Consider the following 13,725-nt stretch of genomic DNA (forward strand, 5'->3'; position numbering starts at 1 on the left):
TGGAGAAGAGGCAAATGTCCGAACGGCGTACTGAACAGAAGAATAAAATCCTATCGCAGCTGGGTGAGACAATCGCGGCCCGTATACCGAAACGCGATACCCAAAAAGTTCTCGATTTCGTTAACCAGTATTATCGGGTTTCCCCGTTGGAGGAGCTGGCGGAGCGCAGCCCGCAGAACCTTTATGGTGCGACCCTGTCCTGCTGGGAACATTTGCAGGAGTGGGATGGCCAGGATCAGAAGATCCACGTCTTCAACCCCGATCTTGAGCGACATGGCTGGCACTGTGGACACACGGTGATCCAGATCAGTCATCGGGATATGCCGTTCCTGGTGGACTCGGTCCGCATGGAACTGAACCGGCGCGGTCTATCTATCCACGTCGTGCACAGTGGTGTACTGAACATTCAGCGTGATGGCCGCTCCGCGTTGGTCAAGGAGAGCGCCAAGGCCAGCAGTGAAGAGGGGATTACCCGTGAAGCGCTGATCTATATCGAGGTTGATCGCCACAGTAATCCCGATGAGTTAAAGGATATCGAACACAGCCTGGCTGAAGTGCTCACCATGGTGCGCGCAGCAGTAACGGATTTTGATGCCATGCGTGGGCGCGTCGAAGCGCTGATGGATGAACTGGCTCAGCTCAAGCAGCCCGAGCAGGTGGACGTGGATGAAGCGCGCGCTTTTCTTGGTTGGCTGCTGGAGAATCGCTTCACTTTTCTTGGTTATGAGGCACTCAATTTCGACGTATCCGGCAATGTGTTGACCACGGTGCCGGTAGAGAGCTCAGAACTGGGCGTGTGTCGCTTACAGCCGTCTGAGCGGGATGTTCAAGAGGTGGGTAGCTGCTCACAGCTGGTCAATAAGCCGTTGATGTTTGCCAAGGACTACCGGCGCTCCCGGGTACATCGCCCCGCGTATCGTGACCTGGTGGTGGTTAAACAGTTTAATGACCAGGGCGAGGTCACCGGCGAGCACCGCTTTTACGGTCTTTACACCTCTCCTGTTTATGCGGAGCCGCCGGTCAATGTGCCGGTCCTGCGCCGCCGTGTTGCCCAGGTGCTCGAGCGCGCCGGATTCACGCCCGGTGGTCATAGCGCCAAGTCGCTGAGCCAGATTCTTAACGATCTACCGCGGGATGAATTGCTGCTCTCCAGCGATGACGAACTGTTCAGCAACACCATGGGGGTGTTCAACCTGCAGGAGCGGCGTAAGGTTCGTCTGCTCTGTCGACGTGATTCCTGTGGCAAATTCTTTAGCTTTCTCTATTACGTTCCGCGTGACATCTTCAATACGGCGTTGCGCACTCAGGTGCAGGACCTGCTGGTGGAGCGCCTTGGTGCGCTCGACTCTGAGTTCACCACCTATTACAGCGAGTCGGTGCTGACCCGTGTCTATTTCGTCCTGCCGGTTGATCCGGAGACGATGAACGCCTTTGATCCCCAGGAACTGGAAGCGGAAGTGGCTGAGCTGTCACGTTCCTGGTCTGATGAGCTGCATTCGGTGCTCGTTGATGCCTCCGGTGAGGAGCGTGGCAATCATCTGGCCAACGCCTACCGTAACGCTTTCCCATCGGCTTACCGTGAACACTTCTCACCGGCCAGCGCGGTATTCGATATCGACCACATTGAGGAGCTCGATACCGGTAAAAGCATCGCTTTGAGCTTCTATCGGCAGATAGAACAGTCTCGCGATCTGCTCAAGTTCAAGCTGTTCAACCGCAATGAACCGCTGGTGTTGTCAGATATCATCCCGGTGCTGGAAAACCTCGGTATGCGTGTCGTCGGCGAGCACCCCTATATGGTGCGCCGGCGTGATGGCGAGCATTTCTGGATTCACGATTTCACGCTGCTCTACAACAGCGAGGACACCGTTGATCTGGAAGAGGTTAAGCAGGTTTTCCAGGACGCCTTCTTTAATATCTGGAGTGGCCGTGCGGAAAACGACGAGTTTAACCGCCTGGTCATCGGTGCGCGGCTGAACTGGCGGGAAGTGGCGATGTTGCGTGCCTACGCTCGCTACAATCAGCAGATCCGCTTTGGCTTCAGTCAGCCCTACATCGCTGATACCCTGTCGCGTCATCTCTATATCACACGCCTGTTGGTTGCACTGTTCCGTGCCCGTTTCGAGCCTGGCAGGCAGAACAGTTCCAAGGTACAGGCGCTGGCCGATCGTATCGGCAGCAGCGTAATCGATGCGTTGGACAAGGTTGATCATCTTAACGATGACAAGATCCTGCGCCGCTACCTGGAGCTGATCCGCGCGACCCTGCGAACCAACTATTTCCAGAACGACAGTGCGGGTGAGCCCAAGGATTATCTGGTCTTCAAGCTCAATCCCCACGAGATCGCCAATATCCCGCTACCGCGGCCGATGTTCGAGATCTTTGTTTATTCTGCGAAGGTCGAGGGTGTGCATCTGCGCGGTGGCAAGGTCGCCCGTGGTGGCCTGCGCTGGTCGGACCGCCGCGAGGATTACCGCACCGAAGTGCTGGGTCTGGTCAAGGCGCAGCAGGTGAAGAACGCGGTTATCGTGCCAGTGGGTGCCAAGGGCGGCTTTGTGGCGAAGCAGATGCCGGTCAACGCCAGCCGCGAGGCGGTACTGGAAGAGGGTATCGCCTGCTACAAGACCTTTATCCGCGGTCTTCTGGATGTGACCGATAACTTTGTCGATGGTGAAGTGGCACCCCCGCCAGAGCTGGTGCGCCATGATGAGGATGACCCCTATCTGGTCGTCGCTGCCGACAAGGGAACGGCAACTTTCTCCGATATCGCCAACGGCATAGCGGAGGAGTTTGGTTTCTGGTTGGGCGATGCCTTCGCTTCTGGCGGGTCCCAGGGTTATGACCACAAGAAAATGGGCATCACCGCACGCGGTGCCTGGGAATCGGTGAAACTGCACTTCCGTGAACTGGGCCTCGATACCCAGACCCAGGCGTTCAGCGTCGTTGCCATTGGTGATATGGGGGGCGATGTCTTTGGGAACGGCATGCTGATGTCTGAGCATATTCAGATGGTGGCGGCCTTCAACCATATGCATATCTTTATCGATCCGGCGCCGGATGCCGCAGCGAGCTTTGTCGAGCGTAAGCGTCTGTTCGAACTGCCACGCTCAAGCTGGTCAGACTATGACGAGTCTTTGATCTCCAAGGGGGGCGGAGTTTTCTCCCGTGCCGCCAAGTGGATCGATATCACGCCGGAAATGAAAAAACGCTTCGATATCAGTGAGGACAGGCTGGCACCTAACGACCTGATATCCGCGCTGCTCAAGGCGCGTGTGGATCTGATCTGGAATGGCGGCATCGGTACATACGTCAAGGCGAGCTTCGAATCGCACGGCGATGTGGGCGATAAGGCCAATGACAGCTTGCGTATCGATGGCCGCGACTTGCGCTGTCGGGTACTGGGTGAGGGCGGCAACCTGGGCTTTACCCAGCTTGGACGTATTGAGTTTGCTTTGAATGGCGGCGCCTGTAACACCGACTTTATCGATAACGCCGGTGGTGTGGACTGCTCCGACCATGAGGTCAATATCAAGATCCTGCTTAACAACGTGGTTGGTAATGGTGACCTGACCGTTAAGCAGCGAAACGTTTTCCTCAAGGAGATGACCGAGGAGGTCTCCCGGCTGGTCCTGAGAAACAACTACAGCCAGGCGCTGGCGATCAGTATCTGTCAAAGCCAGGTTGGTCGTGCGCTGGATGACTACCGGCGGCTGATCAACGAGCTGGAGCAACGGGGCCGGCTGGTACGTGCGCTGGAGTTTATTCCGGCGGATGAAGAGATCGTCAGCCGCAGCGAGCAGGGCAAAACGCTGACCCGGCCTGAACTCTCGGTGCTGATCTCCTATGTTAAGGCCGAACTCAAGGAGGTGCTGACCGATAGCTGGTTACCATCGAATCCTTACATTGCCCGTGAGGTCCAGACAGCCTTCCCGGCAGCACTGGTCGAGCGTTACACCGAAGAGGTGGAAAATCACCGCCTGCAGGCGCAGATCGTTGCCACCCAGACCGCCAACGGCATGATCAACCGCATGGGGATCACCTTCCCGCTGCGGATGCATCAGGCGACCGGGCGGGATATGGCCGATATTGCGGCTTCGTATATTACGGCGCGGGATATCTTCAACATGGATGCGCTCTGGCAGCAGATAGAAGCGCTGGATAATTCTGTGCCGGCTGCGATGTTGCAGGGGATCATGGGGGATCTGCAGCGACTGGTACGTCGGGCGGCCAATTGGCTGTTAAATGCCTACCGCCAGCAGCTTGATCCTCAGGCGCTGGTAGAGCGCTTCCGTCCCGGCGTTGAGTCCATGGCGCTGTCACTCTCGGAGCGCCTCACCGGTGAGCCGCGGGAAGCCTGGCAGGCACGGTATAACGAGCTGGAGCAGGCCGGAGTGCCCTCGGAGCTGGCGGTACAGGCAGCCTCGTTTGATAGCCTGTACACCCTGTTGGGCATTATCGCCACTGCAGAGCAGACCGGCGAGCCGCTGGATCGTGTGGCTGATGTCTACTTCCTTATTGGGGAGCAGCTCGATCTCTACAGCGTTGATCGTCAGATCAAGCTGATGGATCAGGAAACCCATTGGCAGTCGCTGGCAAGGGATGGCTTCAGGGAGGAACTCAACAGCCAGCAGCGGGCGATTACCGTCAGTGTGCTTAACCGGGCCAGCGCGGAACGCGCCGAGAAAGAGGAGGCAGAGTCGGAGCAGGAAGTGCTGTCGAGTCAGGCCTGCGTCGAGAGCTGGCTTGAGACCAACTCGGTACTGCTGCAGCGCTGGAGCCAGATATTGACTGACCTTAATTCGGTCAGCAAGCCGGACAGCGCGGTGTTTGCCGTGGCGATCCGGGAGCTGGTGGAGCTGGCTCACTGCAGCTGAGTGCGCGATTCGAAATCGATCACTGACAATTGAGCGCTCAGGCGCGTTAAGATAAAAGGGTCGGGCGGGAATGTCCGGCCCTTTTTGGTTCTACTGGAGTTTTGTTGTTATGCGAGCTGTATTTCTTGATCTGGTGACCCTGGATGATCTGGATCTTTCCGAGCTGGAAGGCTGCTTTGACGAGTTGGTGACCTACCCGCGGACGGCACCGGAGCAGGTAGCCGAGCGCATCGATGGGTTTGATGTGGTCATACTCAACAAGGTGGTGCTCGATGCTGAACGGATAAAAGAATCGGACTCGCTGAAGCTGATCTGCGTCGTGGCCACCGGTTACAACAATGTAGATATCGAAGCGGCGCGGGAGCGGGAAATCCCGGTCTGCAATGCCCAGAGTTACGGCATCAATGCGGTGGCTCAGCATACGATCAGCCTGATGCTGGCACTACACACCCGGTTGCTCGATTACGACCGTGCGGTTAAAGCGGGTCAGTGGAATAAGGCGCAGCAGTTCTGTCTGCTCGACTTTCCCATTGTCGAAATGCGTGGCCGTACCCTCGGTATTGTTGGCTACGGCGCCTTGGGCCAGGAGGTAGCTCGGCTGGCGGAGTGTTTCGGCATGAGCGTGCAGGTTGCAGCAAGGCCGGGCGCTGATGAAATACCTGTCGGACGGGTTGCCTTTGAACGTGTCCTTAGAGAGTCCGACGTGCTGAGTCTTCATTGCCCGTTGACAGACGCGACCCGGAACCTGGTTTCAGAGAATGAGCTGGCCGCGATGAAGCCGGGGGCCTTTCTGATTAATGCGGCTCGCGGTGGCGTCGTCAATGAAGAAGCCTTGGCGCAGGCCCTGCGTCAGGGTGTGATCGCGGGCGCCGCCACCGACGTGCTCACCGAGGAGCCGCCGCGTAAGGGTAATGTGCTGCTGGCCGATGATATTCCCAATCTTATTGTCACGCCGCACAGCGCCTGGGGTAGCATCCAGGCGAGGGAAACTATTATCGGCCAGGCGGTAGAAAATGTAGAAGCGTTCAAGGCCGGTCAGCCGACCCGCTGTGTTAACGGCTTCTGATACGGCAGGATTAGAAAGGGCAGGGCGCTTCAACAATGAGGCGCTCACCACTCACCGGATGATCGAACGAGAGCATTTCGGCGTGCAACAGTAGCCGTGGGCTCGCATCGCGCACCGATTCCGGTGCATAGAACTGATCGCCGATGATTGGATGACCCATCGCCATCATATGAACCCTTAACTGGTGTGAACGTCCGGTGATCGGGTGCAGCTCGATTCGGGTACCCAGCTCGGTAGATCCGGTTGCCTGCCAGTGCGTCAGAGCCGCCTTGCCCTGTTCGTGATCGACGATCTGCAACGGTCGCCGCTCCCAATCGCAGCGCAGCGGTAGGTCCACCGAGCCGCTATCTGTTTTAGGCGTGCCGCTGACGACGGCCTGATAGCGTTTGTCGGTTTTTCGATCCTGGAATTGAATGCTGAGCGCTCGATGGCTCTCGGCGCTCAGTGCCAGCACCATCACTCCTGACGTTGCGTAATCCAGGCGGTGAACGATACGCGCGGTCGGATAGTGCTCCTGCACCCGCCGCCACAGGCACTCCTGCCCCTGTGGCCCCTTGCCGGGAACCGAGAGCAGGTTGGCTGCTTTGTCGACAACGACGATGGCGTCATCGGCATAGAGAACCGTTAGTGCAGTTTGCGTCTCGGGCGTTAGCATTCGAACAGCGCCATCGATTCCACATGGGCGGTGTTCGGGAACATATCCATTACCGAAAAGCGCGTCATAAGGTAGCCGGCCTCTTTCAATAACTTGGCATCGCGGACCAGTGCGGCCGGATTGCAGGAGATATACAGCACTGCCCGGGCGCCATAGCCTGCCAGCTCGCGGACACAGGCTTCGGCGCCAGCGCGGGGCGGGTCAAGCAGCACCAGGTCGAAACCATCCTGGCGGCTTTCACGGTACCAGTAGCCTTCACGGATATCGCTGCTCAGATCGCCCTTGTAAAACTCGGCGTTGCTCAGTGAGTTGAGTTCAGCATTATCACGGGCGCGCGCGACCATCTCTGCTGAGCCTTCCACGCCGACTACACGGGCAGCTTTGGTTGCCAACGGCAGCGTGAAATTGCCGAGGCCGCAGAACAGGTCCAGAACCCGGTCATTTTCTGTGGGTGACAGCCACTCAAGTGCGCGTTCAACCATTTTTTGGTTTATCGATGCGTTCACCTGCAGGAAGTCACCCGGTGCAAAGCTGAGGTTGATATTCTGCGCCGGCAACTGATAGCTAAGTTGGACGGCCGTGCTGCTGACCCTTTCGATCTGGCCTTTATTGTTCTCGATATAAAACTGGAAACCCTGTTCGCTGCAGGCCTGGACGATAGCCTCGCTCTGTACCTGATTGAGTTTGCGCGTGGTGCGTATGGTCAGTGAGCCTGTCTCGTCGCCGCAGGCGATGTCGAGATGGGTCAGGTGCTTGATATCGCCGAGACCGGTCAGCGCGTTGCGCAAGGCGGCGAGCAGTGCGTTGATGCGTGAGTCCAGCACCGGACACTGATCGATATCGAGCAGCTTGTTGCTGGCCTGACGGCGGAAACCGATCAGTAGCTCGCCATCGGCACGCTGGTTGATACCGATGCGCGCAGTACGCCGATAGCCAAACTCCTCTGAAGTCAGTGCGGCTTCGACCTGCTGCGGCTCGATGTCAGAAAAGCGTTTCAGTTGATCGAGTAGCTGGTTCTGCTTGTACTCAAGCTGCAACTTCGGCTCCAGGTGCTGAAGCTGACAGCCGCCGCAGCGACCATAGTATTCACAGGGAGGCTGGCGCCGCTCCCCGCTTGCGACCAGTATCTCTTCGACAACCGCTTCATCGTAACGCTTGTGCCGTGCCGTGATCTGGGCGTTAACCCTTTCTCCGGGCAGTGCGCCGGTGATAAAGCAGGTTTTGCCGTTGATTCTGGCGATGCCGCGTCCCTCGAGGCTGAGATTGTCTATATCGGCTTCGAAGTGATCTGGTATGGATTGACGGCTCTGACGCTTGGCAGGTCCGCCAAACTGGATGCGATTACGACTCATGAGAACTACCCGGTTAAGAGGCCGGCAATTCTACCAATTTGCCTGCTGTGCCGGAACAGGCGGCTGATGGTAGACCCTGGGCTGGTGTAGAATCACAGCCTGATTTTTGCGCTAAATGGCAATATGCCGGCAATTTTGTGGAGTAGTGGTATGGCTCAGGAACATCCGTTTGCACAGTACGTGCGCATTCTCGGTAAGGGCAAGAAAGGAAGCCGTTCGCTGGACCGTGCGGAAGCGCGGGATGCGATGGGAATGATCCTGGATGCCAAGGTACGCCCGGAACAGCTGGGTGCTTTTTTGATGCTGCTGCGCGTCAAAGAGGAGGCGCCGGATGAGCTGGCCGGTTTTGCCGATGCGGTGCGCGAGCGCTACCAGCCCCCGGTCGGAATTAACGCCAGCGTGGACTGGGCATCCTACGCCGGTAAAAAACGTCATCTTCCCTGGTTCCTGCTGTCGGCGTTACTGCTTGCGGAGCAGGGCACGCCGGTATTTATGCACGGTGCCCGAGGCCACACTGCGGGCCGCATCTACACTGAAGATATGCTCGCACTCTTTGGGTTGCCCTCCTGCGAAAGTTGGCAGCAGGTCGGTGAGCAGCTTGAAGGCAGCGGCTTTGCCTTTATGTCGATCGACCATTTTTGCCCGCCATTGGGTGAAATCATCCAGCTGCGCAATATTCTCGGTCTGCGCTCGCCAGTGCATACCCTGTGCCGGATGCTGAATCCATTGGAGGCAGAGGTCACTGTCGATGGCGTGTTCCACCCGCCTTATGCGCCTATGCATCAGAAGACTGCTCAGCTGCTGGGTACCCATCAGGCGGTTACCGTGCGGGGTGATGGCGGTGAGGCGGAGGTCAAGCCGGACACCGACTGTGACCTGCACTGGATCGTCAACGGTGAACTATCCACTGGCAGTTGGGCGCGGATCTATCCGCAGCGACTGGTGAAGGATGAGACGCTTGATCCACAAGATCTGCTGAAGCTCTGGCGCGGTGAAATGGAACATCCCTATGGCGAAGGTGCGGTGATCTCCACGCTGGCGATGGTGCTGCGCCTGCTGATCCCGAATGAGGCAGAGGATCAGCCGCAATTGATCGACCGTGCGCGCTCAATCTGGGAAGGGCGTGACCGCGCCCGTTACTGAGCGCGGTTGCCGCATCAATCGTAACGAAGGCGTCGGGCTTTAGTCCCGACGTAGCTTGTCCGATACCGCGATCGGTGAGGGATAGCGGAAAATCACCACGTAGGTGGAGAGCAGGAAGCTAAGAATCGCCGTGGCCTGAATGACATGGGAGGCCTCGGTGCCGATCATGCCGCCGGCGAACGCGAGATAAGCGATCAGCAGGGAGAACTCACTGATCTGGCCAAGCCGGAAACCGATCTCCCAGCTGGTTTCGGAAGATTCGCTGATCCCTTTCAGGAGGTGGCGGAAAATCAGCGGTTTTAGTGCCAGTACGGCGGCGGTCAGTGCCAGCGCCGGCAGCAGAATATCGTCGATCAGCGTTAGGTTGAAGCTGGCGCCCACCGAGAAGAAAAACAGAATCAGGAAGAAGTCACGCAGTGGCTTCAGGCTGGTCGCGATGTACTGCGAAATGGGGCTCGTGGCCAGGGCAACGCCCGCGATAAAGGCGCCCATTTCCGCCGAGAGACCGAGATAAACCGAGCCCTCGGCCATGCCCAGGCACCAGCCGATGGCGACCAGAAAGATATATTCGTGAAAGCGGTCGAAGCGTTGCAGCAGCGGCAGCAGCACCCAGCGCACAAAGCCCCAGGCGAATACCGCCAGCAGTGGCAGCGCGAGCATGGAGCGACCGAAGCTCATGGCCGGGCTCTCGCCGGAACCACTGTTGAGCAGCAGGAGAACCAGAATCGCCACCACATCCTGCAACAGCAGCAAGCCAACCACCAGTTCACCAGTATGGCGATGGTGCAGAACGGTGGTGGGTAGCAGCTTGATGCCGATAATGGTGCTGGAGAACATCACCGCGGCACCGATCACCAGCGACTCGGTCTGGGTGAAGCCGAATAGCACGCCGACTCCGTAGCCGATCCCCATAAACGCCAGCGAGCTGATCACCGCCACCAGCGTAGCCTTGCGCAGCATATGGATCAGGTGGGAGGGCTGCATATCCAGCCCGAGCAGAAACAGCAGGAAGATTATTCCCACGTGGGAAATGTCGGAGAGCAGGTTGGTATCCGTAACCGCCTGCAGACCCCAGGGCCCCAGCGCAGCTCCGAGCACTACGTAGGCGACAAGCAACGGTTGTCGGGTATAAAGCGCGATTGAGGCGAGAACCGCCGCGCCACTGAAGATCAGGAAAAAAGAAAAGACAACCGAGTGTTCCATCATTGCGCGTCTCCTACTGCCGGGAGATAAGTCTATCAGAGAGGTTGTTTGCACTGCAGCAGATAATAACCAATCAATTTACTCAGGTTTAAGAACCGTGTATCCTAGTTGCAAGTAAACATCCGTTCCAAAGGGTTTTATATAAGATGGATATTAATGTTTCCAAAAGCGCTGAATCCTATCTCGCGGAGCTGCTCGCCAAGCAGAACGTGGAGGGCATCGCTGTACGCCTGTTCGTTACCCAGCCGGGTACGCCTTACGCGGAAACCTGCCTAGCCTACTGTCGCCCGGATGAAGTAAACCCGGAAGACGAAATTTATGATCTGGAACTGCTGCGCTTCTACATCGAGAAGAACAGCATCCGTTACCTCGAAGAGGCCACTATCGACTTTGCGGAAGACCGTATGGGTGGGCAGCTGACCATCAAGGCGCCGAACGCGAAAGTTCCCAAGGTATCCTCGGACAGCCCTCTCGATGAGCAGATCAACTATGTCCTGTACGCCGATATCAATCCGGGTCTTGCCGCGCACGGTGGTGAGGTCAAGCTTGTAGAGCTGGTGGATGCCGAGCAGGGTCAGGTCGCCGTGCTCAAATTCGGTGGTGGCTGCCAGGGTTGCAGCGCGGTCGATCTGACGCTGAAGGATGGTGTCGAGAAGACTCTGATGGAGCGTGTTCCCGGTCTTGCCGGTGTACGTGACGTCACCGACCACACCGAAACGACCAACGCTTACTACAAGTAATGCGCCGCTGCGCCGTGCGGTTTGTGCCCGGCGCAGCGCTTTTCCCTTAGCGACATTCTACCAGGCCCGGTTTGTGGCCTCCTCTGATAGCTGATATAACGTTTAGAAACTCCACTCCCGCCCGCTAAAAACAGCAATTTGGTCGTAACCGGTTGTAATACCGTATAAGGCCCCCATAGATGCATTAAATCCAGTCGTATCCAGCATCGGACCAGAAACCGATGCGCTGCTAAGAGGCACTCATCATGGATCAACATGAATCAAACGAAGCGGTGACTGTAGAGCTTCCCGTGCTGCCGTTGCGCGATGTGGTGGTGTACCCGAATATGGTTATTCCGCTCTTCGTTGGCAGGGAAAAGTCGATCCAGGCGCTGGAACTCGCCATGGAGCGCGACAAGCAGATTCTGCTGGTCGCCCAGCGGAGCGCATCCGAAGATGAGCCCACCTTTGACGACCTGTTCAGCACCGGCACCGTGGCTACCGTTCTGCAGATGCTTAAGCTGCCAGACGGTACCGTTAAAGTCCTGGTGGAAGGTGAGGAGCGGGCACGTATCCTCGAACTGACCGACGAAGAGGATCACTACGCTGCGAGCGTTGAAGTGCTCGACGTCGACAACATCAGTGCTTCCGAAACCGATGTCTACAAGCGTACTGCGCTTGATCAGTTCGAACGCTATATCCAGGTCAACAAAAAGATTCCGTCCGAAGTTCTGGCTTCGCTGCAGAACATCGAAGATGTGAGCCGCCTGGCCGACACCATCGCCGCACACATGGCGCTGAAGCTGGACGAAAAGCAGAACCTGCTGGAAATGCTCGGCGCACGTCAGCGTCTCGAGCACCTGATGTCGCTGATGGAAGCGGAGATCGACCTGGTGGAGGTCGAAAAGCGCATACGCGGTCGCGTCAAGAAACAGATGGAGAAGAGCCAGCGCGAGTACTACCTGAATGAGCAGATGAAGGCTATTCAGAAAGAGCTCGGCGATATGGACGAATCCGGCGGCAGCGATCTCGACGAGCTGCAGCGCAAGATCGAAAACGCGGGTATGCCGAAAGAGGCGCTCGACAAGACGCTGTCTGAGTTCAACAAGCTCAAGATGATGTCTCCGATGAGCGCGGAAGCCACCGTTGTACGTGGTTATATCGACTGGATGCTGCAGATCCCCTGGACCAGCAAAACCCGTGTTCGCATGGATATGAAACGCGCCGAGAAGATCCTTAACGAAGATCATTACGGTCTCGAAGAGGTTAAACAGCGCATCATCGAATACCTGGCGGTGCAGAAACGCGTCAAGAAACTGCGTGGTCCGATTCTCTGCCTGGTCGGCCCTCCGGGTGTCGGTAAGACCTCCCTGGGACAGTCCATTGCCCGCGCGACCAATCGTAAGTACGTGCGTATGGCGCTCGGTGGTGTGCGGGATGAAGCGGAGATCCGCGGTCACCGCCGTACCTACATCGGCTCAATGCCAGGCAAGCTGATCCAGAAGATCTCCAAGATCGGCGTGAAGAACCCGCTGTTCCTGCTCGATGAGATCGACAAGATGGGTATGGATCATCGTGGCGATCCGGCTTCTGCGCTGCTTGAGGTACTTGATCCGGAGCAGAACAGCACCTTCAACGATCACTACCTGGAGGTAGATTACGATCTCTCTGATGTGCTGTTTGTCTGCACCTCGAATTCGATGAACATTCCGGGTCCTCTGCTGGACCGCATGGAGATCATCCGTATTCCGGGTTATACCGAAGACGAGAAGCTAAACATCGCGCGTAAGTACCTGACGCCGAAACAGATCAAGCAGAACGGTCTGAAAGCGAAAGAGCTGGAGATCGATGACTCTGCAATCATCGACATGATCCGCTACTACACCCGCGAAGCCGGTGTACGTGGTCTGGAGCGTGAGATCGCCAAGGTTTGCCGCAAGGTGATCAAGGAGATCACCCTCGGTGGCGTAAACGAAGCGATTACCGTCAGCTCCGACAACCTCGAGCATTACTGCGGTGTACACAAACACAAGTTTGGTATGGCCGAGGAAGAGGATCTGGTGGGTCACGTTACCGGTCTTGCCTGGACTCAGGTGGGTGGTGACATCCTCACCATAGAATCGGCTGTGGTGCCGGGTAAGGGGCGCCTGACCCATACCGGTTCACTGGGTGACGTCATGAAGGAATCGATCCAGGCGGCGATGACGGTGGTCAGAAGCCGTGCCCGTACCCTGGGGATCCGTTCCGACTTCCATGAGAAGCATGACCTGCATATTCACGTACCTGAGGGCGCAACACCGAAGGATGGCCCGAGCGCGGGTATCGGTATGTGCACCGCTCTGGTGTCGGCACTGACCCAGATTCCCGTACGTGCGGATGTCGCCATGACCGGTGAAATCACGCTGCGCGGACAGGTTCTGCCGATCGGTGGTTTGAAGGAAAAACTGCTTGCGGCCCACCGTGGCGGCATTAAAACCGTTATCATCCCTGACGAGAATCAACGCGATCTGAAGGAAATTCCCGACAATATCAAAGCTGATCTCGACATTAAGCCGGTTCAGTGGATTGATGAGGTTCTGGATATTGCGTTGGCATACCAGCCCAAGCCTCTTACTGAAGAAGAGGATAAAGTGGTTGCAGGTGAGCCGAAGAACGGCAAGAATGAGTCCGGTCAATTGAGCACGCACTAGCCAGAGGCCCCGGAATAAAAGGG

Annotated in this window: 8 protein-coding genes; 5 read left to right on the top strand and 3 right to left on the bottom strand. The window is 57.2% G+C overall.

Annotated features, from left to right (window positions below):
* The first annotated feature begins 14 nt into the window (after positions 1–14).
* Both CLV83_RS04660 and CLV83_RS04665 read left to right on the top strand, forming a co-directional pair.
* Complete coding sequence (locus CLV83_RS04660) at positions 15–4,874, top strand: NAD-glutamate dehydrogenase (RefSeq protein WP_132288200.1); 4,860 nt, start codon at positions 15–17, stop codon at positions 4,872–4,874.
* Between the two features lie 109 nt (positions 4,875–4,983).
* On the top strand, positions 4,984–5,940 hold the full coding sequence (locus tag CLV83_RS04665; RefSeq protein ID WP_132288203.1) for a 2-hydroxyacid dehydrogenase: 957 nt from the start codon (positions 4,984–4,986) through the stop codon (positions 5,938–5,940).
* Positions 5,941–5,950: 10 nt separating this feature from the next.
* Here the strand turns inward: CLV83_RS04665 and CLV83_RS04670 are convergent, their stop codons facing one another.
* Complete coding sequence (locus CLV83_RS04670; RefSeq protein WP_132288206.1) at positions 5,951–6,595, bottom strand: RluA family pseudouridine synthase; 645 nt, start codon at positions 6,593–6,595, stop codon at positions 5,951–5,953.
* On the bottom strand, positions 6,589–7,947 hold the full coding sequence (rlmD, locus tag CLV83_RS04675) for a 23S rRNA (uracil(1939)-C(5))-methyltransferase RlmD (RefSeq protein WP_132288209.1): 1,359 nt from the start codon (positions 7,945–7,947) through the stop codon (positions 6,589–6,591). The genes CLV83_RS04670 and rlmD overlap by 7 nt, the downstream gene beginning before the upstream one ends.
* Before the next feature lie 150 nt (positions 7,948–8,097).
* Here rlmD and CLV83_RS04680 point away from each other — a divergent pair, with 150 nt between their 5' ends.
* Positions 8,098–9,090 (top strand): glycosyl transferase family protein, encoded by a 993-nt coding sequence (locus CLV83_RS04680; RefSeq protein ID WP_132288212.1) that lies wholly within the window; start codon positions 8,098–8,100, stop codon positions 9,088–9,090.
* Between the two features lie 39 nt (positions 9,091–9,129).
* Here the strand turns inward: CLV83_RS04680 and CLV83_RS04685 are convergent, their stop codons facing one another.
* Positions 9,130–10,296, bottom strand: a complete 1,167-nt coding sequence (locus CLV83_RS04685) for a cation:proton antiporter domain-containing protein (RefSeq protein ID WP_132288215.1) — start codon at positions 10,294–10,296, stop codon at positions 9,130–9,132.
* Between the two features lie 143 nt (positions 10,297–10,439).
* Between CLV83_RS04685 and nfuA the strand changes: the two genes are divergently transcribed.
* Both nfuA and lon read left to right on the top strand, forming a co-directional pair.
* Complete coding sequence (gene nfuA / locus CLV83_RS04690; protein WP_132288218.1) at positions 10,440–11,033, top strand: Fe-S biogenesis protein NfuA; 594 nt, start codon at positions 10,440–10,442, stop codon at positions 11,031–11,033.
* Positions 11,034–11,278: 245 nt separating this feature from the next.
* On the top strand, positions 11,279–13,702 hold the full coding sequence (gene lon, locus CLV83_RS04695; RefSeq protein WP_132288221.1) for an endopeptidase La: 2,424 nt from the start codon (positions 11,279–11,281) through the stop codon (positions 13,700–13,702).
* Positions 13,703–13,725: the final 23 nt, after the last annotated feature.

Source organism: Marinobacterium mangrovicola (assembly GCF_004339595.1).
Classification (GTDB): Bacteria; Pseudomonadota; Gammaproteobacteria; order Pseudomonadales; family Balneatricaceae; genus Marinobacterium_D; species Marinobacterium_D mangrovicola.